This is a genomic window from Rhodococcus sp. IEGM 27 (genome assembly GCF_033142305.1).
Classification (GTDB): Bacteria; Actinomycetota; Actinomycetes; order Mycobacteriales; family Mycobacteriaceae; genus Rhodococcus_F; species Rhodococcus_F oxybenzonivorans.
Genome location: NZ_JAWLSG010000005.1, coordinates 195016 through 220851, shown reverse-complemented (window position 1 = coordinate 220851; position 25836 = coordinate 195016). Strand labels below are relative to the sequence as shown.

Here is a 25836-nt window from a genome sequence, read left to right as displayed (position 1 = left end):
GTGCGCCGATCAGAGCTGCCGTAGCAGCGATACGCGTCCGACCGCGCTCTCGACGGCATAGTCCGCGTCCGCAGCGGCACCTTTCACGTCTGCGTTGAGGGCGGCGACGATACGCAACGCTTCACCGACGGACGCGGGAGTCCACCCTTTGGCGATAGCCTGCACCTTCTTGATCTTCCAGGGCGGCATGCCCAGCTCGGACGCCATCCGAAACGGATCCCCCCTGCCTGCGGGCGCCACGCGCGCAATCGAGTGCACCGCGTCGGCGAGCGCGTCCGCGAGCAGCACGTGCGGTACCCCACGCAGCATGGCCCATCGCAGCGCTTCCCTGGCACCCGCCGTGTCCCCGGCCACAGCCTTGTCCGCGACATCGAACCCGGTCACCTCGGCCTTGCCCGAGTAGTACCGCTGAACGGCAGCCACGTCGATCTTTCCGCCGGTGTCGGCGGTGAGCTGTGAGCAGGCGGCCGCAAGTTCCCGCAGATTCGAGCCCACACCCTCGAACACGGTCTGCACCACTTCCGGTGACACCCGGACGCCGAGCGTGCGGAACTCGCCGCGGATGAAGCCGATGATGTCACCGGATTTCAACTTGGCGCACGGGTGAGTGACCGCGCCGAGTTTCTCGAGTGAGCCGGTCATCGCCTTCGCACGCCCACCGCCGGAGTGCAGAACCACGAGCACGACACCGGGCGGCGGGTCTGCTGCGGCGTCGAGAATGAGCGCGACCGCATCCTTACCCGCCTCCGCGGCGGACTCGAGCACCACCACCCGGTCTTCCGCGAACAGGGACGGACTCAGCAGCTCGGCCAGTTCTGCAGCACCGGCATCACCGGCCCGCAGCCGGTTGACGGGCAGTTCAGCACCCGGCGCGACGGCCGCAGTGGCCCGGACCTGGGCGATCACGGTCGACACGGCGCGTTCGACGAGGAATTCCTCGTCACCGAGGACCAGATGAAGTTGTTCGAGCTGGGTTGGGGTGCTCACGCGACAATCGTGCCACGGGCGGCGGACACGAACGGTGACCCCCGGCGCCTACCGGACGGACGCGCCCTCAACTGGTCACCTCTCGCGTCAGGAATGCCAGCACGTCGGCCAGTGAGCCGCGCCGTTCGAACTCGGCGCGTTGCTGCTCTGCGCCCGTTCCGTCACGGAGCATCAAGTCGAGTCCGGCTTCGAGGAAGCCCAGATCCTCCGCGCCGAGGACGTCACTCACCGTGTCGTGCATCAACTCGAGTTGCCGCCGGATCGCCAGAGGCCGGGTCGAAACCGGACTCGTGCATTCCCCGTCGAGCCCTTCTCGGGCTGCCCGCCACTGCTCCGCACGTAAGAGTTCGATCCTCGGTGAGTCGACGGACACCCCGTCGTCGATATACCGCAACGCCCGCGCGACCAGCCCCTTCACCGCAACGGCATACACGGACGCGTGCGCTGCGGTCATGGCCACGTCCGCGATCCGAATCTCGATGGTCGGCTGCGCGTCGGACAGTCGAACGTGCCAATAGATCATGCCGCGGTCGAGAGCAGCGCCGCTGGCAATCATCGCGGTCACGGTGTCCTCGTACTCCTCGGCGGAGTCGAAACGCGGCGGCGGGCCTGCGGACGGCCAGCGCGACCACAGGATGTGACGCCAACTGTGGTAGCCGGTGTCCTGCCCGCTGTGGAAGGGCGAGTTCGCGGCCAGCGCCAGGACGACGGGCAGCCATCCTCGGATGTAGTTGCTCACCTGTACACCGATCTGACGGTTCGGTATCCCCACGTGAACATGGCAGCCGCACGTGGTGACCGAATCGACGATCGGCCCGAAACGACGAGCCATCTTCTGGTAGCGCGGTGTCGGCGTGATCGCAGCGGGACCTTCCTCGACCATCAGCGGGGTGCCACTGGGCAGGAGCAGGAGATCGCGGTCCGCGGCAACCTTCACCAGACTGCTGCGCAGAGTGCGCAATTGCTCGTGCACCTCTTCACCGGTGGAGCACACACCGGTCGCGGTTTCGATCTGGGGCCGGGACAGTTCGCGCTGCAGTCCCTGGATTTCCTCACCGGCTTCCGCCACCACATCGGGTCCCGCGTCGGAGAGATGCCCCGAGGAGTCGACCAGGAAAAACTCCTCCTCGACGCCGACGGTGAGGTTTCGAACCGATTCCCTTGCTGCAGCGCCCATCCGAGAGGTATCCCCCGATCGGTCGATACGAAACCGGAGCACCCGCTCACGTGAAGCCGATCACCTCTTCACCCCACGCACGGCGAAGATCCCGATCGGGGTCCGCCACCACCGCATCCGCCTTGCCGATCAACAGCGTGGCGCGGTCCGTCTCGTCGTACCGTGGCCAGGGCGTTTCGGTTTCCCCGCCGTCCGGGTTGCCCGCCGACGCGAAGGACAGCCACCGCCGCTGAATCCGATCGGATACGTGAGCGGCGGTCCGGCGGCCACCGAGCTTGAAGGTGGGGTCCCGGGGGACGACACCGAAGTTCCCGAACACATAGGGCACTTCCGTCCCGTGGGTCGCACCGATTCGCGCCGCCCGGAGAAAAGGCGTGGCGTAGTCGAACCGATACAACCACGTGGGTGCGACGCGACTGTGGGCCTCGGCGATCCACAAAGTGGGCATCCGGAAAGCAGCGTCCCGCGAGATCTCCATTGCGGACCGCCTCTTCGGGTAATCGAGGTATGCCGCCTCCACCTGCTGCTCCTCGTCCACCGGCAGGTCGGGGTGGTCCGCAGCGATCGCCACGAACATCTGGTGGACGGCGTCCGGGGTGATGGGCATGAGCGGAGACTTCATCAGCCGGAACATCGACGCCTCGTCCTTGTTGGTCCCGATCATCAGCGGCACCTTGTGCGCGAGGCCGTGACGGAACGCGGCCACCGGGTAGTGCGGTACCACGTCACCGTCCACGGTCGGCGCAACCGCCAGCGTGCCGGGGACGCGTGCAGGCACCTGCTGCACGAGTTCCACGCAGGCCGCAGTCAACACGTCGACGGGAAGATCGCGGAGACGTCCCACCTCGGCGGGAGCCAGGCCGACCAGTTCGAGGAACGCCTCCGCAATGGACGCCGCGCGCTCGCTGCCGTAGACCGAGGTTGCGGGCGAACTTTCGGCGATCGCCCGGTGGAAGAGTCCCTCGGCGGCGGGCGACGTCATCAGCGTGGTCACCGCGCCGCCCCCCGCGGACTCGCCGAACAGTGTGACATCGGCCGGGTCGCCACCGAACGCGGCGATGTTCGCTCGCACCCACTTCAGCGCCTCGATCTGATCGTGGAGACCGAGGTTCGTATCGAAAGGCTGCTCTGCCGTCGAGAACGACGAGAAGTCCAGGAAACCGAGAGCACCCAGTCGATAATTGATCGTGACCACCACGACGTCGCCGCGCTCCACCAGATGGCAGGCATCGAACATCCGCTGCGCCGAGGACCCGAGGTAGTAGGCACCACCATGAATCCACACCATGACGGGGCATGGTCGATTCTGCGGACGTTCGGGGGCCCAGACGTTCAGTGACAGGCAATCCTCGTCGAGCGTGAGGCCGGGGTCGATGGGCAGCGGCCCGTGCTCGTTCTGCGGTGCTATCGGCCCGAACGCCGAGCAGTCGCGCACGCCCTCCCACGACTCGGCGGCCCGTGGGGCGCGCAAGCGCAGGGCGCCGATCGGCGGAGCCGCATAGGGTATCCCCCTCCACACCAGTGCGCCGGCGAGGCGCACGCCTCGCGCGGTTCCCTGAGCGATGGACACGAGTGGACTATCGGTGGACGACACCATGCCGCCATCTTCGCCGCCGACAAGGATTCGCGAGTCGGTTCCAGCAATTTCTTCCGGCCGGGGCCCGGCCCGACCCCTATCTGGCAGACTGGGCGTCAACACTGGGCTTGCCCGGATGTGGAGGACCCGATGCGGGACGACGAGCAGGAAGCGACTCGCTCACAGCCTGTCGACAAAGCGTCGGCATCGTTGGCCGGATTGGCCGAACTGGTGTACGCCGGCGCGGACTTTCGGGATGTCCAGCAAGCAGTCTGCGATGTCGCCCCCATTCTCGTCGACGGCTGTTCCCACGCCAGCCTGATGCTTCACGAGAAGGGTCGATTCGTCACCGCCGCGGCCAATGACACCGTCGCCGCCCGGGTGGACGAATTGGAGCGGAGCGAAAACGAAGGTCCGTGCGTCGATGCCATCCTCGAGGAGACACCGCAATTGGTACCGGACCTCACCGCCGCACACGAGTGGCCGCGGTTGGTGCGCCGGGTGCTCGCCGAGACCCCGGTTCGCGGTGCAGCCGGGTTCCGCCTCGTCGTCCGGCGTCGCAAGGTCGGCGCCCTCAACCTCTTCGCCGATACGCCCGGCGCGTTGACCGCAGCATCCGTCGAACAGGGGATCATGCTCGCATCGTTCGCCGCTGTAGCCCTCACCGCGGCGCATGAGCACCTCGAAGCGGAGACGTTACGGGCGGGGTTGACCAGCAATCGGGAGATAGGGAAGGCATTGGGCTTGATGATGGCGTTTCACAACATCACCGAAGACCAGGCGCTGGCGATCCTGCAGGCGACATCTCAGGAAATGAACGTCAAGATCTCGGCGCTGGCTGAGGAAATCATCGTTCACCACCACAAGAACCTGAGCTGATCGGCACCAGTTCAGCCCCGACTTCACTCCAGCTCGGCGGCCTCCGGGTTCCCGGCAATGCCCAGCATGGACAGCAGCAACCGGCAATCGTCGGCGTCCAGCGATGATGCGGCGACGACGCGCTGCGCCCGGCGAACCTGACCCGCGTCGAGGACATCGTCCACATCGAGATCTGCCTGCTCAGCTTCCGACATACCTCTCACCTCCAATGCGGATGCACTTCAGGACCATTCGCCGCAGTATTTGTCACCGGATGGTAGTCGCAGTTGCCGCGCGGCATACACACATCGCGCATCGAATCCGCGATCGGTGCGGCCTACCGAAGTGCCCGTAACGGTTCGCTCAGTTCGTTCGAGAAGAATTCGAAGAATCCATCGACGTCGGGACCCGCGTTGATCAGCACCAGACGATCGAACCCGGCGTCGACGAATTTACCCGCCACCTCCAGATGACGCTGCACGTCAGGACCACACGCCATTCCTTCCCGGACATCCTCCGGACGTACCGTCGCCGTGGCCGCCTCGAAGTTGATCGGGTTCGGCAGCTCCGCCTGCACCTTCCATCCCGTCATACCGAAACGGAACTTGTCGTGCGCCGAGTTCACTGCCGACTCCACGTCCGGCGCCCACGCGAGCGGCACTTCACCGTACTTGGGCCCCGATCCGCCGGCGTCGGAGTACGCCCGCACCAGCTCGGCGTCGGGTTCGGTGGCGAACAACCCGTCCCCCAGTTCCGCGGCGAGGCGCGCGGCTTCCGCGCCCCCTGCCGCGACGGCAATCGTGGGCGGCACCTCGGGCAGGTCGTACACGCGGGCGTCGTCCAACGTCAGGTGCTTGCCCTCGTAGGAGTGGTAGCCACCCGACCACAGCAGTCGAATGATGTCGAGCGATTCGCGCAGCATCTCGTGCCGCACCCGCACCGACGGCCACCCACCGCCCACCACATGTTCGTTGAGACGCTCTCCCGAGCCCAGACCGAGTGTGAAACGCCCTTCGCTCAGCACTGCGGTGGTGGCGGCAGCCTGCGCGATGATTGCGGGGTGGTAGCGGACGAACGGGCAGGTGACACCCGTTGCCAAGCCGATGTTGCTGGTTCGGGCGGCGGCCGCGGCGAGCATCGACCACACGAATCCCGAGTGGCCGTGGCTGTAGAGCCAAGGATGGTAATGATCGCTCACCTCGACGAAGTCGAAACCCGCACGCTCGGCCTCCACCGCTTGGCGCACGATTTCCCGTGGATCGAACGTTTCGGCCATGAGCTTGAAACCGACCTGCATGAGGAATCCTCCTGTGTCGTCGAGTTCCGAGCAGGTTGCCCGCACGGCGGCGTACTCACACAGCGCCGGCGAGAGAGGACGGCCACACCGGTGCCCAGAGCAGCGCGAGACCGACCGCGGCCCCGAACAGCAGCAGGCGGAATCGTCGGACGCGCAGCGCCACCCCGATCAAGACTGTGCAGGCGAGGACGGACACTGCGCCTACCGGCCCCGACGGGACCGGTATCGACGCCCCGGGGATCCGCGACCCGTGGTCGGCCACGGTGACGAGCCACCAGAGTGGCCACTGCGTCAGGCGTACCGTCACTTCCGCGACCGGCACCGAGACCGCTGACACGAGGGCGGTGACGGCGCCGAGCACCGTGACGATTCCGATGACAGGCGCGACCAAGAGATTGGCCCCCACCGACACCGCGCTGACGGTCCCCGTCATTGCGGCGACGATGGGCGCGGTCACCGCGAAAGCAGCCACTGCGACGGCCACCATTTCCGCTGCCGCGCGCGGCCATCGCCGCCCGACAAGAAGGTCCACCCAGACCGGCGCGACGACAATCAACGCCGCGGTGGCCGTGACGGACAGGAGAAAACCGAAGTCCACAGCCAGCGCCGGAAAGAACATCAGCAACACGATGACACCCGCGGCGAGAGCCGGTACCGCCTGCTTCCGCCGACCGCTCACGAGAGCGAGCAACGCAACCGAGCCCATCGCCGCGGCACGCAGCACGCTGGGCGACGGCCTCGCCACCACGACGAAAGCGACCAGCGCGCCGGCCGCCAGAACGGCGCCGGCCCGCGGGCCGAGTCCGAGCGCCCGGACCAGGAGCAACACCGCCCCCAGGAGGATGCTGACGTTCGCGCCGGACACCGCGGTCAGGTGTGTCAGTCCGGTTGTCGTGAAATCGTCCTTCACTTCGGCCGACAGCGACGACGTATCCCCCACCACCAGCCCAGGCAGCAGTCCTGCCTCGTCGGGCGGCAGAACGGCGGCCACGGCCGTGAACCGGGCGCGCAGGGCGCCCGCCCATCGCTGGTGAGGAGGTGCCGGCCCCACTTCCGAGGGTGGTCCGGACACCCGCACCGTGGCCAGAGTCAGGTCGCGGTGCATCGGCGGGCTCACCTGCCCTCGCAGGACCACCTCCTGTCCCGGCAGCAGACCGGACCACCCATCGGACGGGGCGAGAACGATGATCGACCCACTCGCGTGAACAGTCTCGGTGGCTTTGCGTATCTCGCGCAAGTGCGCGTCAACGCGGACCCGTCGACCGAAACTTGCGAGTTTCTGTGGGTCGTCGGCGATTTCGATCACCAACGTCACCCACGCGCCGTTCGACGCCAGGTTCACCATCGGGTGCGTCTCGGCGGCCTGTACCCGCACGGCGACGGCCGTGCTGCACACGCATCCGAACACAAGAAGCGCCAGTGCCGTCGTCCGATGCGCCGTCCACCGGGAGTCACCCGACCGGACACTCGCCGCGACCAGCGCAACAGCAACGAGAAACGCGCCACCCACCACCCACCACGCGGTTCGCGCACCCCACAGGATCCCGCCTCCGGTCGTTGCCCAGCAGGCCGCCGCGAAGGGAACAAGGCGGACGTCGAGCCGGTGCGACTCCCGCTCGGACCTCACACGGTGACCTGGGACCGTAGCTTCTCGAGGCGCACCGGCCCGATCCCGTCCACCTCGCCGAGTTGGGCCACGTCCGTGAACTTCCCATTGGTGGTGCGCCACGCGATGATGGCTGCCGCAGTCACCGGGCCGACCCCGGGCAAGGCATCGAGCTCGGTCTCCGTGGCCGTGTTCAGATCGACGAGCCCGCCCGTCGTTGCCTTCCCGTCCGCCGGTGCAGCTCCCGGAGTGGAGACGCCGCCCACCGCACTGGGCGCCGCTGCGGGCGCGGCCACCCCGACCACGATTTGGTCACCATCCGAAAGCCGTTGCGCCAGATTGAGAGCGAGGGTGTCGCCTCCGGTGCGCACCCCTCCCGCGGCGGCGAGTGCGTCGGCAACCCGAGAGCCAGGCAGCAGCCGCACGAGCCCGGGCGTGCTCACCAGACCGACCACACTCACCACGATTTCGTCCACCGGCGGCGGAAGCTGCGGCCGAGCCGCCTCGGCCGGTTCCGCGGCGGGGGTGGCCTCCGAACGGACGTGCGCAAGGGGAAGGGAGGGCACGGCCTGCGCCTCCGGCTGACCGCTGCGAACACTGATCACGGCGACTGTCGCCAGAATCAGCCCCACTATGACGAGGACGGCTGCGCCTGCGCGGCCGGGGTCGACGCGCGCACCCCACCAGCGTTCGGGAAGGGCGCGGGACCATCGCCCTTGCGCAGACCACGACGGCGCGTCTTCGGGTTCGGCGTCCTCGGCGTGCGCCAACCATCCCGGTGTGGAGGGGCCGGACGGGGCCACCGCACCCGGAGGAAGATGCGCGTCCTCCCCCGACGTGATGAACGCCAGACGGCTCCGTCCTCGCGAACGCTCTTCCCTGTTGCCCATGCAGAGAAGGTAGAACGTCGCGGCGGCCGATCAGCGAGGTTGTGGGCAAGAAAAACTGGCCTGTGGATCAGCTCGAGGTTGTGGATGAATCGGCGTCTGCATAACCCTCGGCGGGCTCTGGGCAGAGAACGACGCCGATAGCGCCTGCCCCCACGTGGGCCCCGATCACCGAACTGAAATCAGTGACGACGAGGTCGCTGACCTGCGGAATCCGTTCTTTCAGCCGCTGCGCCACCGCCTCGGCCCGGTCGGGTGCATGCATGTGATGCACAGCCACCGAGGTTCTGTCCACCCCTGCCAGCTCGACGGCGGAATCGATCATCTTCGCCATCGCCTTGGTGGAGGTCCGGGTTTTCTCCTTCAGGACGAGTCGTCCATCCACGAGATGCAGCACCGGTTTCATCGCCAGCGCGGTGCCGAGCAACGCGGCCGCCGCGCCGATCCGCCCCCCGCGGCGCAACTGATCGAGCCGGTCCACGACAATCAGGCAACGGCTGCGACCCGCTACGTCGACAGCCCGCCGGTACACCGTCTCGAGGTCGGCACCGCTCTTCGCCAACCGTGCTGCTTCCAGCACCGGGTATCCCAAACCCATTCCAGCAGACTGGGAATCGACGATGCGCACGCGACCGTCGAACTCCTGTGCCGCCTGCCGTCCGGCCTCCCAGGTTCCCGACAACTGGCGGGAAATGTGCACGGCGACCACGCCGGCGCCCTCGCTCGCTTCCCACGCCGCCGCGTAGGCCTCGGACAGCTCGCCGGGGGAGGCACCCGCGGTGGTGACGCCGGCGAGGTCCTCCGGAATGACGTCGATTCCCTCGCGAAAGTCCTCGTCGCCGCTGAGAACATGAAGGGGCACGACCTGGATTGCTTGCTCCTCGACGACCTCGGGGACAAGCGAGGCCGACGAATCGGTGACAACGACAACGGGCATGGGACTACTCGGCCCCGCTCGACACCGCGTCCGCGGCAGTGATGTCTTCGCCCAGCGTCGGTGCCGCTCCGGTGGCACGAAGGGCGGTCAGCATGGCCGCCGCTACCTGGGTGTGACCGTCCCAGCCCCAGTGGATTCCGTCCGGATTGCCTCGGCCACCGAAGATGTCGGCTCGCACGGCCTCCGCGAGGTCGACGAGCGGAACGTTCTTGTCCTCCGCCCACGCCGTGATGGCCGCGACAGCACCCGGCCGGCCCGAGTGCACCTTGCCGTAGGCCTCACTGCGGTGGACGGACGGGAGAGTGCCGACGACGGGCAGTTCCGGTCGCATGTATTCGAGCGCCGCCCGGGAGCTTTCGAGGTACTCGACGCTCAACTTCGGGGGCAACGCGACCGGCCATCCGAGCGGAGACAGCCGCGGCTGCAACCATTGGTAGGCCGTACGCACAACCCGGCGCAGCGCGGGCGGGCGAATGTAGCGGAGCTGCTCCCGCAGTGCGGTGGGCAGCGGGGACGGGAGCGAATCCATTCCCCCGACCGCGAACACCACAGCGCCCGCCCGGGGGACGGCCGACCACACGCGGGGGTCCTGGGTCAGTGCCCACCAGACGTCACGACTGGTCCAACCGATCCGCGCAACAAGCTCCACGTCCCAGTTCAGCTCGCGCGCAACGATGTTGGGCCAGATTTCGGGATGATTGGACGGCAAGCCGCCCTTGGGTCCGTAGTAGGACAGCGAATCGGCGAGCACGAGAAGGACCGGCCGCTCTCCGGAACCGGCCTCCATGTCAGAGGACGTCACTTGCCACGCTCGCGGATGCGTTCCAGACGTCCAGGCGCCAGCTCGGCGAGTCGGAGTTTCCGTGCGCACTGAGCTGAACCCAGCTGGTGTTACCGAGACCACCGAGCACCGGCCAATGACTGACAGGAAGATCGAGAAGCGCCGCGGTAAGTGCAGCAATCAATCCGCCGTGGGCGACGAGGACGACGGGCTGTTCGGCCCAATCCTCGTACTTCTCGAGAAGCTCGGCCACCACCGGGGTGCTGCGGCGCGCGACATCGACACGGCTCTCTCCGCCGGGCGGTGCCCACGTCGCGTCGCTACGCCAGGCCGCGCGCGCACCCGGTGCCCGCGCGTCGACGTCGAGGTGAGTCAGCCCCTGCCACTCACCGAGATGGGTTTCCCGCAGGCGCTCGTCGATCTGTACCGGCAGTCCGGCGTTGTCGCCGATCTCCACCGCCGTGTCGTACGCACGCCGCAGGTCCGAGGACACGATAGAGATCGGTGAGCGACCGACGAGGACGGCGGCAGCGGCGCGGGCCTGCCTCCGGCCGAGTTCGGACAGGTCGGTGTCGAGCTGACCCTGCATGCGGTTTCCGGCGTTGTACTCGGTTTGGCCGTGCCTCAGCAGAATGAGCCGTCGCGGGGCGCGCGGAGCGTCCGTCACTGCTCGGATTCCTCACTGTTCGCGGAGCCGGGATCGGCACCGTTGGTCGCGGGGGCGTGCACGCCGATCCCGTCGACCGGGACGGTGGGGCAGTCCTTCCAGAGCCGGTCGAGTGCATAGAAGTTACGTTCCTCGTTGTGCTGCACATGGATGACGACGTCCACGAAGTCCAGCAACGCCCACCGACCCTCCCGGGTGCCTTCACGGCGCACCGGCTTGTGACCGGCCTCACGCAGACGTTCCTCGATGTTCTCGACAATCGCGTTCACCTGGCGCTCGTTGGGCGCCGACGCGATGACGAAGCAGTCGGTGATGACCAGCTGCTCGGAAACATCGAGCACCACCACATCGGAGGCCAGCTTCTCGTCGGCCGCCACTGCCGCGATGCGTGCCATCGCGATGGCTTCGGTCGTTGCGCTCACTCGATGTTCTCCAGTTCGTTGAAAAGTGCTAGCTCTTGGTCTTGCCGGGGGCCGGTTCGGACATCGTCGTCGCACCGTCCAGGCGCTCGGCGTCCGGCGGCCGATACAGGTTCCGCTTCGAGATGTACTGGACCACGCCGTCCGGCACCAAGTACCACACAGGCCGGTGCCGGCTGGCGCGCCGCCGACATTCCGTCGAGGAGATCGCCAGCGCCGGTATCTCGATCAACGTGACCGCGTCCTCCGGCAGCGCGTCGAGATGAGCGGCCAGATGTTCGGTATTGAGATCGAATCCCGGGCGCGACACTCCCACAAATTTCGCCAGTGAGAACAGTTCCTCCCAGTCCTGCCACGACAGAATACTCGCCAGGGCATCGGCACCGGTAATGAAGTACAGCTCGGCGTCGGGATGGAAGCTGCGGAGATCGCGCAGAGTGTCGACGGTGTAGGTGACCTTCCGGCGGTCGACGTCCACCCGGCTCACCGAGAACCGTGGGTTCGACGCAGTGGCGATGACCGTCATCAAGTACCGGTCTTCCGCGGGGCTGACCACTTTCCCCTGCTTCTGCCAGGGCCTGCCGGTGGGTACGAAGATCACCTCGTCGAGGCCGAACCGGTCGGCGACTTCACTGGCGGCCACCAGGTGACCGTGGTGAATGGGGTCGAAGGTGCCGCCCATGACCCCGAGACGGCGCCGACGTGCGCCCGTTGTTCCCTGTTCCACGAGTGCCGAGCTTACGTGGTCATACCGGGAGCAACCCGGCGACCACCGAGGCGAGCTGCTGCGCGGAGCGGCACTCGTGCATGCTGATGACCTCGTTGTACACCTTGGCGGCCGAATCCCCGGAACCCCACTGTCCGCGTGGCTCGGGGTTGAGCCAGTGCGCATGCTTGGCCACCGACACCAGACGCGCCAGCGCCTCCAGATTGGGGTCGCGATAGTTGTTGCGGCCGTCCCCGAGGACGAGCAGTGAGGTGCGTGAGGTAATGCTCGAGGTGAACCGCTCCGCGAACACACCGAATGCGTTGCCGTAGTCGGAGTGCCCGTCGTAGCTGACGAGCTCGGCCTCGCGGATCATCCGCGACATCGCGTTCCCGAGGTCCGCGCCGGTGTCGAAGAATCGGGTGACTTCGTCGGTGGTGTCGATGAAAGCGAACACCCGCACCCGCGAGAACTGCTCCCGCAGCGCATGGACGAGCAGCAATGTGAAGTGGCTGAACCCCGCCACCGAACCCGACACGTCGCACATCACCACCAGTTCCGGGCGGGCGCGTCTCGGCTTGCGCTGGACGAGATCGATGGGCACTCCCCCGGTGGACATCGACTTGCGCAGGGTCCGCCGGAGATCGATCGACCCGGCGCGATGACGACTGCGGCGCACCGCGAGCCGGCTGGCCAGCAGTCTGGCGAGCGGGGTGACGTTACGTTTGAGAGCGGTCAGCTCGGAGTCCGACGCGCGCAGGAAGTCCACTTCCTCGGCCAGCCGCGGCACGCCGTACGACGCCACCCGCTCCTTGCCCAGATTCTCGGCCGACCGCCGACGCGTCTCCTTCTCGACCATCTTTCGGAAGTCGGCGATCCGCTGCGCCGCGGTGCGTTTGGCCACCTCGGATTCGTAGCTTTCCGTCATTCGGGCTTCGCCGTCCTGCTGATTGCCCAGGAGTCCGTCGAGGATCTTCTTCAGCAGCGTCTCGGGCGCCACGTCCCGCAACGCCTGGTAGGCGGAGAACGACGGCCCGTTCGCCGACTGGTACTGCCCGAGTTCCTCGACCATCTGCGCGGTCAGGAGTTCGGTGAGTTCGAGCGCTTCGGGCGACCCGTCGGCGAGGAGCTCGACGATCAACTCACGCAGGGCGTCGTAATCGATGTCGCCCTTCTCGGTTCGCGGAAGCCTGGTGTCGACGGCCCCGCTCGACCGATTCCCGACGGCCGCGGGGAACCACAGATCGAAAAGAGCGTCGAAGGTGGAGCGGTGAGTGGGACGCCGTAGCAGGGCGCACGCCAGTCCCTCTCGGAGTGCCTCGCGGTCGAGGAGGTCGAGGACCGACATGACCTGCCCGGCATCGACGGTCTCCGAGGGGCCCACCATGATGCCGCGCCGCCGCAACGCCTCGACGAAGTCGACCAGGTGGCCGGGTAACCCGTGCGGCGCGGCGGGCCCCGATGTTGCCGACCGGGACGTGGGAGGACCACCTGCAGCCATGGGAACCCTCAGTTCAGTCGCAGTTCGGCAGCGGCGCGCTGCTGGTCGGATTGGTGTTTGAGGACCACGCCCAGGGTGGCCCGCACGGCGTCGTCGTCGAGAGTGTCCAACCCGAGCGCGAGGAGCGTGCGGCCCCAGTCGATCGTCTCGGCTACCGAGGGCAGTTTCTTCAACTGCATTCCGCGCAGCACCCGGATGGTCGCCACCAACTGCTCGGCGATCGCTTCCGGAAGCTCCGGGACGCGACTCGCCAGAATCTTGCGTTCGAGTTCGGCATCCGGGAAGTCGAGGTGGAGGAAGAGGCAGCGACGCTTGAGCGCCTCGGACAACTCACGGGTGGCGTTGGACGTGAGGAGCACGAACGGCTTGCGGACGGCCGTGATCGTTCCCAACTCGGGAACCGTGACCGCGAAATCGCTGAGCACCTCGAGGAGCAGGCCCTCGATTTCGACGTCCGCCTTGTCGGTCTCGTCGATCAGCAGCACCGTCGGATCCTCGCGCCGGATCGCGGTCAGCAGCGGACGCGACAGCAGGAACTCCTCCGAGAAGACATCCGCCTTGGTGGAGTCCCAGCTGCTGTCGCTGCCGTGAAGATTCCCCGTTGCTGCGCTCGCCCCGGCCTGGATGCGCAGGATCTGCTTCGCGTGGTTCCACTCGTAGAGCGCGCGAGCCTCGTCGACGCCCTCATAGCACTGCAACCGCACCAGTTCGGCGTCGGTGGTCTGCGCGACGGCTCGGGCCAGCTCGGTCTTGCCGACACCCGCCGGTCCCTCGATGAGCAGGGGCTTACCGAGCCGGTCGGCGAGAAACACCGCGGTGGCGGTGCCCTTGTCTGCCAGGTAGCCGGTTTCGGCGAGCCGGGTGATCACGTCGTCGACGCTCGCGAACAACGGCGTCGTGGTGGGTAGTGCGCGATCCACGCTCGCTCCTTTCGATGGGCTTGCGGAAATTGGTGGTCGAACTGTGGCGCTAGGCCGGACGCGTGTGCCCGTCCCCCCACACGATCCACTTCGTGGAGGTGAGTTCCGGCAGCCCCATCGGACCGCGGGCGTGGAGCTTCTGGGTGGAGATCCCGATCTCGGCGCCGAAACCGAACTGCTCGCCGTCGGTGAAGGCGGTCGACGCGTTGACCATGACGGCGGCGGCATCGACGCGGGCGGTGAACTCGCGCGCGGCCGACAGGTCGGCGGTCACGATGGCCTCGGTGTGACCGGTTCCATATCGATCGATGTGCTCTACCGCGGCATCGAGATCGTCGACGACCTTCAGCGCCACATCGAGGGTGAGATATTCGTCCGACCAGTCCGTCTCGGTGGCGGGCACCATGCCGGGAAGATCTCCGTGGACGGTGACACTGTGCGTCTGCAGCGCCTGCAGAAGCTTCGGGACGGCGACGTCGGCAACGGCGGCGTCGACCAGAACCGTCTCCGCGGTATTACAGACGCTCGGCCGCCGCGTCTTCGAGTTGAGCACGATTCGTTCGGCCATCTCCAGGTCCGCGGCGGCATGGATGTAGACGTGGCAGTTACCCACGCCCGTCTCGATGGTGGGGACGGAGGCGTCTCGCACGACGGCGCTGATCAGTCCGGCGCCGCCCCGAGGAATCACGACGTCGACCAAACCACGCGCCTGGATGAGATGGGTGACACTCGAGCGGTCCTCGGTGGGCAGCAATTGCACCGCGTCTTCCGGCAGATCCTGCGCCGTCAGCGCGGCGCGCAACGCGACGACCAGCGCCGCATTCGACTTCGCCGCGGACGAGGATCCACGCAGAAGCGCAGCGTTGCCCGACTTCAGAGCCAGGCCGAACGCGTCCACGGTGACGTTGGGACGGGCCTCGTACACCATGCCCACCACACCGAGCGGCACTCGGAGCTGTCGCAGTTCGAGCCCATTGGGCAGGGTGGATCCGCGCACCACTTCACCGATCGGGTCGGGCAGACCCGCTACTTGACGGAGTCCGGCGGCGATTCCCTCGATCCGAGCCTCGGTCAGCCGGAGCCGGTCGAGAAGGGATTCCTCGGTGCCGGACGCCCGGGCCGACTCGATGTCGGCCGCGTTGGCGGCAAGGACGTCAGCCGTAGCTGCCAGTACCGCATCGGCGGCGGCGTGCAGGACCGCGTCTTTCTGCGCGGTGGTGAGCAGAGCAAGGACCCGCGACGCGGTGCGGGCACGACGAGCCGCCGCGTGAACGGCCTCACGGGTGTCCACGGCACCGGTCGACGCGGTGGAGGTCACTGCAGTCATGAAGACAGCCTATATACCGGGGTCTGTGCAGCGCGGCGCGGGAACGACCGGGAATGATTTGGTCCCCCGCGCAGGTTGCGACTGGTCGAGACCATCAGAGGCAGGAGTGCTGTAGTGAGCGTGTTGTTCGAACCCATCACCTTCCGCGGAGTCACCGTCCCCAATCGGGTGTGGATGGCGCCGATGTGCCAGTACTCGGCCGACGTGACGGGCCGCGACGTGGGGGTTCCCAATGACTGGCACCGGACGCACCTCGTGACGCGCGCCATCGGCGGTGCCGGCCTGATCCTCACCGAGGCGACGGCCGTCAGCCCGGAGGGCCGCATCAGCCCCGCCGACCTCGGCATCTGGAACGACACCCAGGCCGAGGCCTTCGCGGAGATCAACGCACAGCTCGAGTACTTCGGCGCGGTCCCGGGCATCCAGCTCGGTCACTCCGGGCGCAAGGGCTCCGCACACGTCCCGTGGCGCGGGGGTGGGAGCCTCGACGGCGACGATCGGCTGTCCTGGCAGACGGTGGCGCCGAGCGCGATCGGTTTCCGCGACCACACCCCGCCGGCCGCGGCGACGACCGACGACATCCGGAAGGTGGTCGCCGATTTCGCCGCCGCCGCCGAGCGGGCGTCGCGGGCCGGTTTCAAGGTGGTGGAAATCCATGCGGCACACGGATATCTGCTGCACCAGTTCCTCTCACCGGTCAGCAATCACCGCACCGACGAGTACGGCGGCAGCTTCGCGGGCCGCATTCGCCTCCTACTCGAAGTCGTCGACACGGTACGCGGGGTCTGGCCCGCCGAGTTGCCCGTCTTCGTCCGGGTCTCGGCAACCGACTGGCTCTCGGAGGAGCCCGGCCTCGACGCGGACAGCTGGACGCCGGATCAGACCGTTTCCCTCGTGCAGGCCCTCGCGGACCTCGGCGTCGACCTCGTCGACGTCTCCAGCGGTGGCGTCGCGTCCGCCCGGATCCCGGTCGGGCCCGGCTACCAGGTCCCGTTCGCCCGTCGCATCCAGAACGAGACCACGGTCCCGGCCGCCGCCGTCGGGCTCATCACCGAGCCGGAGCAGGCCGAGCGGATCGTGGAGTCGGGAGAAGCCGTCGCCGTGCTCCTCGGGCGCGAACTGCTCCGCGACCCGTGTTGGCCGCGAAAAGCCGCACGGGCATTGAATGCGCAGGTGACGCCGCAGATTCCGGCGCAGTACGCCCGGGCGTACTGAGGCTCGGGCCGACAAGCCCCCGTGTCCTTTGCTACGGTAATCGCTCTTACAGCTGGTAGTCCCGCACCCCGGACGGTGGGGCGGGACCAGCCACGAGCCAGAGCCGATCGGCGGGGGCCGCATCGCGCCGAAGGGTCCGTGGCCAGGAGACCCGACCAGCACTTCACCCGGCGGGCGACGAAAAGATGCGTGCATCAGGTACGTGCCCCGCGTGGGTGATACCGGCGCTGGGGAGCGCACGACTCATGAATGCACCAGATCACTCCATCACCGCGGACGAGGTGGCGCAGTCACCCGACGTCACCGTCATCGACGAGGCCTCGGTCTCGCGGGCCGTCAAAGCGACCATGCTCGGCAACGCCATGGAATGGTTCGACTTCGGCGTCTACGCCTACCTCGCGACCACCATCGGCCAGGTGTTCTTTCCCGAGGCCAGCGGCACGGCGCAGCTACTGTCGACGTTCGCAATCTTCGCCGCAGCCTTCATCGTCCGGCCGCTCGGCGGTTTCTTCTTCGGCCCGCTCGGCGACCGCATCGGCCGCAAGAAGGTGCTTGCCACCACCATCATCCTCATGGCGGGAAGCACTTTCGCGATCGGCGTGATCCCGAGCTACGAATCGATCGGCATCCTGGCACCGATCCTTCTCGTACTCTTTCGCCTCGTACAGGGATTTTCGACCGGCGGCGAATATGGTGGCGCCAGTACGTTCGTCGCCGAGTACGCGCCAGACAAGCGTCGCGGCTTCTTCGCGAGTTTCCTCGAATTCGGCACTTTGGCCGGGTATGTCGCGGCGGCGGGGCTCGTCACCGTCATCAGCAGCGCTGTCAGTGCCGACGCTCTGGTCGACTGGGCATGGCGAATCCCGTTCCTGCTCGCCGGTCCCCTGGGACTCATCGGCCTCTACCTGCGCCTGCGGCTGGAAGAGACACCGGCCTTCCAGCAGCAACAGCAGGCTGAGGAACGTTCTCTCGCAGAAGAATCCACCGGCCGAAAGCTGCGCGAGACACTGGTCGACAATTGGCGGCCCCTCGTACTGTGTGTCATCCTCGTCGCCGCCTACAACATCGCGCACTACGGCCTGCTCAGTTACATGCCGACGTACCTGTCGAACACTCTCGGCTACGACGAGTCGCACGGCCTCGTGCTCATGATCATCGTGATGCTCATCATGATGGTGTGCATCAGCTTCGTCGGAAAGCTGTCCGACCGGGTGGGTCGTAAACCGTTGCTGCTGACCGGTTTCGTCGGATTTTTCGCGCTGTCGCTGCCCGCGTACCTGCTGATCGGTGTCGGGCACTACTTCACCGTCTTCGTCGGCCTCGCGATGCTGGGCGGACTGCTACTGCTATTCGTCGGCGTCTTCCCTTCGGTCCTTCCTGCGCTCTTCCCGACGGGAATCCGCTACGGCGGCCTCGCGATCGGATACAACCTCGCCGTCTCGATCTTCGGTGGTACCACGCCTCTGGTGCTGACCGCCCTGCAGGACGCGACCGGCAGCGATCTCGTTGCTCCGATGTACATGATGGTGGCCGCAGTGATCGGGGCCATCGCGGTCCTCCTCATCGCCGAGACCGCCCGCAAGCCGCTCGAGGGATCGCCGCCTGCCGTCGCCACGGAGGCGGAAGCTCGTCGTGTCCTGGGCCGGTTGCGGCGGACGAAGGCCGGCGAGTCACCGAGGTCCGAGCACGAGGCGGACGCCGTCGACGCGGGATAGTCTTTCCATCATGTCCGCTCCCAGGATCGCCGTGGTCGGCAGCGTCAATATGGATCTGCTGACGGCGACCGAACGATTACCCGCCCCCGGCGAGACCATCCTGGGTCGCGCCTTCGCCGCTACCCCTGGTGGCAAAGGCGCGAACCAGGCCATCGCCGCGGCGCGGGCAGGGGGACGGGTCACGTTCATCGGCGCCGTCGGATCCGATACGTTCGCCCTCGAATTGCGCCAAACCCTCGTGGAGGCCGAAGTTGACACCACCCACCTGCGCGAGGTCGACGGGCCGAGTGGAATCGCGACCATCACCGTCGACGCCGCCGGACAGAACAGCATCGTGGTGGTACCGGGCGCCAACAGCACTCTGACCGCTCTCGAACCGGCAGATCTCGAGGCCATCGCTGCCGCCGACGTGCTCCTCTGCCAACTCGAGATACCGGTCGCGACCGTGCTCGTCGCAGCCACGCACGCGGCCGAACACGACACGGTGGTGATGCTCAATCCCTCACCTGCTCAGCCGCTTCCGCGAGAACTCGTAACACTCGTCGATGTGCTGGTGGTCAACGAGACAGAAGCCGCGCAACTCGGGCCCGACGTGATTTCCGCCGTCCCCCATCTGGTGACCACGCTCGGCGGATCCGGCGCCGAGTACACGAACCCGGGTGGCGCCGCCGTACATGCCGACGCCCCCTCGGTCGAGGTAGTCGACACGACGGGTGCCGGTGACGCGTTCGCAGGCGCCCTGGCGGTGTCGTGGATGCGCGGCCCCGAGGCCGCACTGCCGTTCGCCACCGCAGCGGGCGCACTCGCGACCACCCGGCGAGGAGCCTCGACATCCTCCCCCACCCGTACCGCCATCGAGACCGCTCTGCACCGCTGAGCAGGCCGTTCCCCTCTCCGCAGGTGGAGTGTCACAGCAGTCGTGCACCATGGGGTCATGACCACCGCCACCACGCCCGCACTCCGCGACGAGGCCGAACGCCTGCTCCGAGAGCTGGCAGGACCCGAAGCGCGGCTGCGGGACGACCAGTGGACTGCCATCGAGGCGCTCGTCGTGGGCCGACGACGCGCGCTCGTCGTCCAGCGGACCGGGTGGGGTAAATCAGCTGTCTACTTCATCGCGGCCAAGCTGTTGAGGGCCGACGGGCACGGGCCGACCGTCATCGTGTCGCCGCTGCTCGCCCTCATGCGGAATCAGGTGGCGTCGGCAGAACGGGCGGGAGTCCGGGCCGCCACGATCAACTCGGGCAACGTCACGGAGTGGGACGAAATTCACGCCCGTGTCGCGGCACACGAGCTGGATGTCTTGTTGGTCAGCCCGGAACGCCTGAACAACCCCGACTTCCGCGACCAGGTTCTTCCTTCTCTCGCCGCCGACGCCGGCCTGGTCGTCGTCGACGAAGCCCATTGCGTCTCGGACTGGGGCCACGACTTCCGCCCGGACTATCGGCGCATCCGCACGCTGATCGGCGAGCTCGGGCAGGGTATTCCCGTGCTCGCGACCACGGCCACCGCAAACGACCGCGTGGTCACCGATGTCTCGACCCAGCTCGGGGTCGGCGGCGGCGAAACGCTGGTGTTGCGCGGCGGGCTCGAACGCGAATCGCTACATCTGTCGGTGGTGCAGATTCCTGAGGCCACGGCCCGCGCCGCGTGGCTCGCCCAGAAGCTCGACAGCCTGCCCGGGTCGGGGATCATCTATGCGTTGACGGTGTCGGCGGCGCGAGATCTGGCGAGCTTGCTCACCGAGCAGGGGCACACCGTCGCCGCCTATACGGGACAAACCGATGCCGGCGAACGGGAAGGCCTCGAGCAGGATCTACTCGGCAACCGCGTGAAAGCCCTGGTGGCTACGTCGGCGCTCGGCATGGGCTTCGACAAGCCCGACCTCGGGTTCGTGGTGCACCTCGGTGCGCCGTCGTCACCGATCTCGTACTACCAGCAGGTGGGCCGTGCGGGGCGTTCCACGGATCGCGCCGAAGTAATCTTGCTCCCCGGCTCGGAAGACCGGCAGATCTGGAGCTATTTCGCATCGGTGGCGTTTCCCCGTGAGCACATGGTGCGGCGGGTCATCGAGGTTCTCGACCCCGACCGGCCGCAGTCCACGCAGGCCCTGGAGCCGCTGGTGGAACTGGGGCGAACGCGGCTCGAGATGGTGTTGAAGGTTCTCGATGTGGACGGTGCGGTTCGCCGTGTCCGTGGGGGCTGGGTGGGAACCGGGCAGCCATGGACCTACGACGCCGAACGCTACGAACGTCTCGAACGGGCCCGCGAGTCCGAGCAGCAGGCCATGCTCGACTATCAACGCATCACCACGTGCCGGATGGCGTTCCTGAGGGAGCAGCTCGACGACCCAGGACTGGTGGCGGGGGCGTCCGACTGCGGCCGGTGCGACAACTGCACCGGCGAGCACTACGACACCGCTGTGGATGCAGACGCCGTGGCTCAGACCCGATCGCGGCTGGAGAGGCCGGGCATCGACCTCGCGCCTCGAAAGCAGTGGCCTTCGGGGCTCAACAAGCTCGGTGTCGCGCTGTCGGGGAAAATTACGGACGGTCCGGAACCGGGTCGTGTCCTCGGCCGATTGTCCGACCTCGGCTGGGGACAACGACTGCGCACTCTGATGGACGGACCGGACGGTCCGGCACCGGAGAACGTCCTGCAGGCCTGCATCGCCGTGCTGGCATCGTGGGACTGGACGCAGCGGCCCACCGCCGTCATGGCCGTCGAATCGACTACCTATCCCCTTCTCGCTGCCTCCTTGGCGGAGCGGCTCGCCCAGATCGGCCGGCTCGAGCATCTGGGAGTCCTGAGGCAACGACCCGGCCATCCGCCGGTCTCTGCCGCCAACTCCGCCTACCGGGTGGCCGGTCTGGCAGACGCGTGGGAAACCCCTCAACTTTCGGGTTCCACGGGGCCTGTTCTCCTCGTCGACACCCTCACCGACACCGGCTGGACCCTGACGATGGCTGCCCGCACGCTGCGGGCGGCGGGCGCCACCTCGGTGCTGCCTTTCGCCCTGGCAGCCGTGAAGTGACTCCACAGGGGCCGTCGGGTGCCCTCAGATCTCGAAATGGACAAGTGTGTCGCTTGCGGATCGTCGAAAAGTTACATAACGTGATCAGCGTCACATTGCCCGTCTCACCTGCGAAGGCTCCGTGCCCGGACGGGCCAATTTCGCGACGCACGTGAAATCGGCATAGATGGTTGTTAGGTTGGTTTTTCCAATGACGCCTGTTCAGAAGAGTGCCATCCCGACCACCGCGCCGGACGCGGTGTTGTTTCGAAGTCCACAGATCTCTGATGGAGTCCGGCTCTGGGAGATCGCCAGGAACACGGAAGTGCTCGACCTCAACTCGAGTTATGCCTACCTGTTGTGGTGCAGAGATTTCAGCCGCACGTCGGTCGTCGCAGTGGTCGACGAACGAGTAGTGGGATTCGTTTCGGGCTACATCCGCCCCGAATCCCCGGCGACACTGTTTGTCTGGCAGGTCGCCGTAGACGCAGACCAGCGTGGCAAGGGAATTGCCGGACGCATGCTGGGCGCCTTGCTCGATCGTCTTGCGCCTGAAGGGATCACCCATCTCGAGACGACGATCAGCCCCGACAACGAGGCATCGATCGCGCTGTTCACCGCATTGGCGCGTCGCCGAGATACGGCGATCACCAAGCAGACGTTATTCTCGCCCAACGATTTTCCCGATGGACACGAAGCCGAAGATCTTTACACGATCGGCTAAGAGCATGCCCCGGAGGAATGCAGCAACATGACTGACAGCAGTACGACTAACGCTCATACCGATATCTTCGAGAGCCTCGAATCCGAGGTTCGCAGTTACAGCCGCGGGTGGCCCACCGTTTTCGAAACGGCGTCCGGATCGTGGATTCGCGACGAGAACGGCAAGGACTACCTCGACTTCTTCGCCGGAGCCGGCTCGCTCAACTACGGGCACAACAACCCGGTGCTCAAATCGGCACTCGTCGACTACATCGTCGGTGACGGAATCACTCACGGTCTCGACATGTCGACCGTCGCGAAACGCGAACTGCTCGAGACCTTCGAGGACAAGATCCTGAAACCGCGGGGCCTCGACTACAAAGTCCAGTTCCCCGGCCCCACCGGCACCAACACCGTCGAGGCCGCGCTGAAGCTTGCCCGTAAGGTCACGGGCCGTTCGTCGATCATCAACTTCACCAACGCGTTCCACGGCATGACGCTCGGCGCGCTCTCGGTCACCGGTAACTCGATGAAACGTGCCGGGGCCGGTATCCCACTGGTGCACGCCACTCCGATGCCGTTCGACAACTACTTCGACGGGGTCACCGAGGACTTCCACTGGTTCTCCCGGGTCCTCGACGACTCGGGCAGTGGTCTGAACCGTCCGGCCGCCGTGATCGTCGAAACCGTTCAGGGCGAAGGTGGCGTCAACGTCGCTCGGGCCGAGTGGCTGCGCGCCTTGGCGGAGCTGTGCGCGGAGCGCGACATCCTGCTGATCGTCGACGATGTTCAGATGGGTTGCGGACGCACCGGCCCGTTCTTCTCCTTCGAGATCGCCGGGATCACCCCCGACATCGTCTGCCTCTCGAAGTCGATCAGCGGTTACGGGCTCCCCATGGCGCTCACGCTGTTCAAACGCGAACTCGACGTATGGGGTCCGGGCGAGCACAACGGCACGTTCCGCGGCAACAATCCCGCTTTCGTCACCTCCAAAGTGGCCTTGGACCACTACTGGTCCGACGACGCCCTGCATCAGTCGACGCTGGCCAAGGGCGAGAAGATTCATCAGGCGTTCACGGCACTGTCCAACCAGTTCGAGGGCAAAGTGTTCACCCGCGGTCGAGGCCTCGTTCAGGGACTCGTCTTCGACGAGCCCGAGAATGCGGGCAAGGTCTGCAAACTCGCCTTCGACGAGGGACTGCTCGCCGAAACCTCCGGACCTTCCGACGAGGTGGTCAAGCTGCTACCGGCGCTCACCATCACCGACGAGGAACTCGACCACGGACTCGGCATTCTCGCCGAGGCCACCGGCAAGGTTTGCAGCTAGAGAGAGGATGGGAGTACCCATGATCGTTCGCACCACCGCAGAAATCACCGACACCGAGCGCGACATCACCAGCGAGGACGGCAATTGGCGCAGCAAGCGCATCGTCCTCGGCGGTGACAAGGTGGGCTTCTCCTTCCACGAAACCACGATCAAGGCGGGAACTGTCAACGAGTTCCACTACGCCAACCATGTCGAGGCCGTGTGGCTGGTCGAGGGCACGGGCAAATTGGTCGATCTCGACAACGACAAGGTTTACGACCTCGGACCCGGATCGATGTACCTGCTGAACGGACACGAACGGCACCGCGTCGAGCCGGAGACCGAAATGCGCATGCTCTGCGTGTTCAACCCGCCCGTGACGGGACGTGAGGTACACGACGAAAATGGTGTCTACCCGTTGATCGAGGTTCCCGCGTAGCGTCGAACCATGGCCGACGACGTTGCTGTTCCAGCTGTTGCCATCGGACCCGCCCCGGACCCGCTCCTCGAGGACGCGGTGCGCCGGGGCGGCGCCCGTCTATCGCCCTTCGAGTCCGCCGATGCGTTGGTGTGGACCGCGGGCACGATCGGGTTTCCCGACCCGCTCCCGGACAATATTCGGTGGGTGCAGCTCGATTCCGCCGGAGTCGAGCAGTGGTTCGATGCGAAACTCATCACACCCGATACCCAGATCATGTGGACGTCGGCTGCAGGTGCGTTCGCGGCCACAGTCGCCGAACATGCCCTGACGCTCCTCCTGGCCGGAGTGAGGGCGCTGCCGGAACACATGGCGGCCCGAACGTGGCGTCAGCACGATTTCTACTCCAAGGTCGGCACCCTCCGCGGTGCGACGGTCGCCATGGTGGGCGCAGGCGGCATCGGCCGGGCACTCATTCCCATGCTGTCCGCGCTCGGAGCCGACGTGATCGCCGTGAATCGCTCGGGCAGCCCCGTTCCGGGTGCCATCGAAACGCTTCCGACCACCAGGTTGAACGAGGTGTGGCCGCGGGCCGACCATTTCGTCATCGGGGCGCCCGCCACGTCCGCGACACATCACCTGGTGAGCGGTGCCGAACTGGCTCAGATGAAGTCGACGTCGTGGGTGATCAACGTGGCCCGCGGGTCGCTCATCGACACCGATGCCCTCGTGCACGCATTGCGGCACGGCAGCATCGGCGGCGCCGGACTCGATGTCACGGATCCGGAGCCGCTTCCCGACGGTCACCCGCTCTGGGAACTGCCCAATGTGATCATCACCCCCCACGATTCCAACCCGCCGTCCGTGCGTCCGCCCGCTTTCGCCGATCATGTGGCGTTGAACGTGACCCGTTTCGTTGCCGGTGAGCGGCTCACCGCCCTGATCGATCCGGTCGTCGGTTACTGACCCGGCGCTACCCTGGAGTGCGTGTTCGACCGACTGCTCGACGTACTCAGCGGCCGGCGTCTGTGTGTGGTCACCGGCGCCGGCATTTCCACGGATTCCGGAATCCCCGACTACCGGGGTCCCGACTCTCCCCCGCGCAACCCGATGACCTTCCAGCAATTCATCGGCGACCCCGACTTCCGTCGTCACTACTGGGCCCGGAATCATCTCGGCTGGCGGCACATGGACGCCGCCCGGCCCAACGCCGGTCATCGGGCCTTGGCCGGTCTCGAACACGCCGGCACCGTGCACGCGGTGATCACGCAGAACGTGGATCTGCTCCACACCAAGGCGGGCAGTCGCCGGGTCATCGATCTACATGGCACGTACGCACAGGTGCGTTGTCTCTCGTGCGGTGCACTGATCTCGCGGGCAACACTGGCCGAGCGTCTCGAGCGAGCCAACCCCGGGTTCGCCGAGACCGTGGCCGCCGCGGAGGGAGTCGAGATCGCACCGGACGCGGACGCCGTCGTCACCAGCACGGAGCACTTCCGGATGGTCGACTGTGAGGCCTGCGGCGGGCTCCTGAAACCGGACATCGTGTACTTCGGCGAGTCGGTCCCCAAGCCGAGGGTCGCGGCTGCCTACGCCGTCGTCGACGAAGCGGAAGCACTGCTGGTGGCCGGTTCGTCGCTCACCGTCATGTCAGGACTACGGTTCGTCCGGCACGCCGCCAAGCGCGCAATACCGATCGTGATCGTCAACCGTGGGTCGACGAGAGGTGACGAGTTCGCCACCCTCACACTCGATGCGGGTTGCTCGGACGCGCTGCGGGCGCTGCTCGACGCGTCCACCGCGATGTCAGCGTGACAGGCA

The 25836-nt window shown here is 66.7% G+C and carries 25 protein-coding genes; 10 read left to right on the top strand and 15 right to left on the bottom strand.

Annotated elements, in window-relative coordinates; genetic code table 11:
* Positions 1 to 9: 9 nt before the first annotated feature.
* The 3 genes from holA to R4P95_RS18990 form a co-directional block, all read right to left on the bottom strand.
* Positions 10 to 987: a DNA polymerase III subunit delta gene (gene holA / locus R4P95_RS19000; RefSeq protein ID WP_213572546.1), complete on the bottom strand. Its 978-nt coding sequence runs from the start codon at positions 985 to 987 to the stop codon at positions 10 to 12.
* Positions 988 to 1054: 67 nt separating this feature from the next.
* Entirely contained in the window at positions 1055 to 2164 is a 1110-nt protein-coding gene (locus tag R4P95_RS18995; protein ID WP_317746278.1) for a glutamate--cysteine ligase, read from the bottom strand.
* A 46-nt stretch (positions 2165 to 2210) separates the two neighbouring features.
* Positions 2211 to 3761 (bottom strand): carboxylesterase/lipase family protein, encoded by a 1551-nt coding sequence (locus R4P95_RS18990; RefSeq protein WP_317746279.1) that lies wholly within the window; start codon positions 3759 to 3761, stop codon positions 2211 to 2213.
* Between the two features lie 129 nt (positions 3762 to 3890).
* On the opposite strand from R4P95_RS18990, the gene R4P95_RS18985 reads away from it, so the two are divergent.
* Positions 3891 to 4619: a GAF and ANTAR domain-containing protein gene (locus tag R4P95_RS18985; RefSeq protein ID WP_213572549.1), complete on the top strand. Its 729-nt coding sequence runs from the start codon at positions 3891 to 3893 to the stop codon at positions 4617 to 4619.
* Between the two features lie 23 nt (positions 4620 to 4642).
* Here the strand turns inward: R4P95_RS18985 and R4P95_RS18980 are convergent, their stop codons facing one another.
* The 12 genes from R4P95_RS18980 to R4P95_RS18925 form a co-directional block, all read right to left on the bottom strand.
* Entirely contained in the window at positions 4643 to 4813 is a 171-nt protein-coding gene (locus R4P95_RS18980; RefSeq protein WP_204164911.1) for a hypothetical protein, read from the bottom strand.
* Positions 4814 to 4935: 122 nt separating this feature from the next.
* Entirely contained in the window at positions 4936 to 5895 is a 960-nt protein-coding gene (locus R4P95_RS18975; RefSeq protein WP_317746280.1) for a TIGR03557 family F420-dependent LLM class oxidoreductase, read from the bottom strand.
* Positions 5896 to 5950: 55 nt separating this feature from the next.
* Complete coding sequence (locus R4P95_RS18970; protein ID WP_317746281.1) at positions 5951 to 7522, bottom strand: ComEC/Rec2 family competence protein; 1572 nt, start codon at positions 7520 to 7522, stop codon at positions 5951 to 5953.
* Complete coding sequence (locus R4P95_RS18965) at positions 7519 to 8391, bottom strand: ComEA family DNA-binding protein (protein WP_317746282.1); 873 nt, start codon at positions 8389 to 8391, stop codon at positions 7519 to 7521. The genes R4P95_RS18970 and R4P95_RS18965 overlap by 4 nt, the downstream gene beginning before the upstream one ends.
* Positions 8392 to 8458: 67 nt before the next feature.
* Complete coding sequence (locus R4P95_RS18960; protein WP_317746283.1) at positions 8459 to 9325, bottom strand: DegV family protein; 867 nt, start codon at positions 9323 to 9325, stop codon at positions 8459 to 8461.
* A gap of 4 nt (positions 9326 to 9329) precedes the next feature.
* Positions 9330 to 10127: a diglucosylglycerate octanoyltransferase gene (gene octT / locus R4P95_RS18955; RefSeq protein WP_213572554.1), complete on the bottom strand. Its 798-nt coding sequence runs from the start codon at positions 10125 to 10127 to the stop codon at positions 9330 to 9332.
* On the bottom strand, positions 10114 to 10773 hold the full coding sequence (locus R4P95_RS18950) for a histidine phosphatase family protein (protein ID WP_109328949.1): 660 nt from the start codon (positions 10771 to 10773) through the stop codon (positions 10114 to 10116). Before R4P95_RS18950 ends, octT begins: the two co-directional genes overlap by 14 nt.
* On the bottom strand, positions 10770 to 11195 hold the full coding sequence (gene rsfS, locus R4P95_RS18945) for a ribosome silencing factor (RefSeq protein ID WP_213572555.1): 426 nt from the start codon (positions 11193 to 11195) through the stop codon (positions 10770 to 10772). Before rsfS ends, R4P95_RS18950 begins: the two co-directional genes overlap by 4 nt.
* Positions 11196 to 11223: 28 nt before the next feature.
* Positions 11224 to 11919, bottom strand: coding sequence for a nicotinate-nucleotide adenylyltransferase (gene nadD, locus R4P95_RS18940; RefSeq protein WP_109328945.1), 696 nt, complete (start codon positions 11917 to 11919; stop codon positions 11224 to 11226).
* 19 nt (positions 11920 to 11938) lie between these two features.
* Positions 11939 to 13399, bottom strand: coding sequence for a vWA domain-containing protein (locus tag R4P95_RS18935; protein WP_213572556.1), 1461 nt, complete (start codon positions 13397 to 13399; stop codon positions 11939 to 11941).
* 8 nt (positions 13400 to 13407) lie between these two features.
* On the bottom strand, positions 13408 to 14319 hold the full coding sequence (locus R4P95_RS18930; RefSeq protein WP_213572557.1) for an AAA family ATPase: 912 nt from the start codon (positions 14317 to 14319) through the stop codon (positions 13408 to 13410).
* A gap of 49 nt (positions 14320 to 14368) precedes the next feature.
* Positions 14369 to 15646 carry a glutamate-5-semialdehyde dehydrogenase gene (locus R4P95_RS18925; protein WP_317746284.1) on the bottom strand — a complete coding sequence of 426 codons (1278 nt, stop codon included), beginning with the start codon at positions 15644 to 15646 and terminating at the stop codon, positions 14369 to 14371.
* Between the two features lie 114 nt (positions 15647 to 15760).
* Between R4P95_RS18925 and R4P95_RS18920 the strand changes: the two genes are divergently transcribed.
* The 9 genes from R4P95_RS18920 (at position 15761) to R4P95_RS18880 (ending at position 25830) form a co-directional block, all read left to right on the top strand.
* Positions 15761 to 16861, top strand: coding sequence for an NADH:flavin oxidoreductase/NADH oxidase (locus R4P95_RS18920; RefSeq protein WP_317746285.1), 1101 nt, complete (start codon positions 15761 to 15763; stop codon positions 16859 to 16861).
* Between the two features lie 245 nt (positions 16862 to 17106).
* Positions 17107 to 18576 (top strand): MFS transporter, encoded by a 1470-nt coding sequence (locus R4P95_RS18915; RefSeq protein WP_213572560.1) that lies wholly within the window; start codon positions 17107 to 17109, stop codon positions 18574 to 18576.
* A gap of 10 nt (positions 18577 to 18586) precedes the next feature.
* On the top strand, positions 18587 to 19453 hold the full coding sequence (locus tag R4P95_RS18910) for a ribokinase (protein ID WP_213572561.1): 867 nt from the start codon (positions 18587 to 18589) through the stop codon (positions 19451 to 19453).
* Positions 19454 to 19510: 57 nt separating this feature from the next.
* A complete protein-coding gene (locus R4P95_RS18905; RefSeq protein WP_317746286.1) occupies positions 19511 to 21610 on the top strand; it encodes a RecQ family ATP-dependent DNA helicase in 2100 nt (699 codons plus the stop codon).
* 190 nt (positions 21611 to 21800) lie between these two features.
* Positions 21801 to 22313 carry a diaminobutyrate acetyltransferase gene (gene ectA, locus R4P95_RS18900; RefSeq protein ID WP_213578107.1) on the top strand — a complete coding sequence of 171 codons (513 nt, stop codon included), beginning with the start codon at positions 21801 to 21803 and terminating at the stop codon, positions 22311 to 22313.
* A 27-nt stretch (positions 22314 to 22340) separates the two neighbouring features.
* Positions 22341 to 23618 carry a diaminobutyrate--2-oxoglutarate transaminase gene (ectB, locus tag R4P95_RS18895; RefSeq protein ID WP_213572563.1) on the top strand — a complete coding sequence of 426 codons (1278 nt, stop codon included), beginning with the start codon at positions 22341 to 22343 and terminating at the stop codon, positions 23616 to 23618.
* Between the two features lie 19 nt (positions 23619 to 23637).
* A complete protein-coding gene (locus R4P95_RS18890; protein WP_109328926.1) occupies positions 23638 to 24036 on the top strand; it encodes an ectoine synthase in 399 nt (132 codons plus the stop codon).
* A 9-nt stretch (positions 24037 to 24045) separates the two neighbouring features.
* Positions 24046 to 24981 (top strand): D-isomer specific 2-hydroxyacid dehydrogenase family protein, encoded by a 936-nt coding sequence (locus R4P95_RS18885; RefSeq protein WP_213572564.1) that lies wholly within the window; start codon positions 24046 to 24048, stop codon positions 24979 to 24981.
* Positions 24982 to 25002: 21 nt separating this feature from the next.
* Entirely contained in the window at positions 25003 to 25830 is an 828-nt protein-coding gene (locus R4P95_RS18880; RefSeq protein WP_213572565.1) for an NAD-dependent protein deacetylase, read from the top strand.
* Positions 25831 to 25836: the final 6 nt, after the last annotated feature.

Bases quoted from the DNA above. Each gene is read 5' to 3' on its own strand.
- R4P95_RS18995 (WP_317746278.1), bottom strand. From the start codon at position 2,164: ATGGGCGCTGCAGCAAGGGAATCGGTTCGAAACCTCACCGTCGGCGTC.
- R4P95_RS18990 (WP_317746279.1), bottom strand. From the start codon at position 3,761: ATGGTGTCGTCCACCGATAGTCCACTCGTGTCCATCGCTCAGGGAACC.
- R4P95_RS18985 (WP_213572549.1), top strand. From the start codon at position 3,891: ATGCGGGACGACGAGCAGGAAGCGACTCGCTCACAGCCTGTCGACAAA.
- R4P95_RS18980 (WP_204164911.1), bottom strand. From the start codon at position 4,813: ATGTCGGAAGCTGAGCAGGCAGATCTCGATGTGGACGATGTCCTCGAC.
- R4P95_RS18975 (WP_317746280.1), bottom strand. From the start codon at position 5,895: ATGCAGGTCGGTTTCAAGCTCATGGCCGAAACGTTCGATCCACGGGAA.
- R4P95_RS18965 (WP_317746282.1), bottom strand. From the start codon at position 8,391: ATGGGCAACAGGGAAGAGCGTTCGCGAGGACGGAGCCGTCTGGCGTTC.
- R4P95_RS18960 (WP_317746283.1), bottom strand. From the start codon at position 9,325: ATGCCCGTTGTCGTTGTCACCGATTCGTCGGCCTCGCTTGTCCCCGAG.
- R4P95_RS18935 (WP_213572556.1), bottom strand. From the start codon at position 13,399: ATGGCTGCAGGTGGTCCTCCCACGTCCCGGTCGGCAACATCGGGGCCC.
- R4P95_RS18925 (WP_317746284.1), bottom strand. From the start codon at position 15,646: ATGACTGCAGTGACCTCCACCGCGTCGACCGGTGCCGTGGACACCCGT.
- R4P95_RS18915 (WP_213572560.1), top strand. From the start codon at position 17,107: ATGAATGCACCAGATCACTCCATCACCGCGGACGAGGTGGCGCAGTCA.
- R4P95_RS18910 (WP_213572561.1), top strand. From the start codon at position 18,587: ATGTCCGCTCCCAGGATCGCCGTGGTCGGCAGCGTCAATATGGATCTG.
- R4P95_RS18905 (WP_317746286.1), top strand. From the start codon at position 19,511: ATGACCACCGCCACCACGCCCGCACTCCGCGACGAGGCCGAACGCCTG.
- ectA (WP_213578107.1), top strand. From the start codon at position 21,801: ATGACGCCTGTTCAGAAGAGTGCCATCCCGACCACCGCGCCGGACGCG.
- ectB (WP_213572563.1), top strand. From the start codon at position 22,341: ATGACTGACAGCAGTACGACTAACGCTCATACCGATATCTTCGAGAGC.
- R4P95_RS18890 (WP_109328926.1), top strand. From the start codon at position 23,638: ATGATCGTTCGCACCACCGCAGAAATCACCGACACCGAGCGCGACATC.
- R4P95_RS18885 (WP_213572564.1), top strand. From the start codon at position 24,046: ATGGCCGACGACGTTGCTGTTCCAGCTGTTGCCATCGGACCCGCCCCG.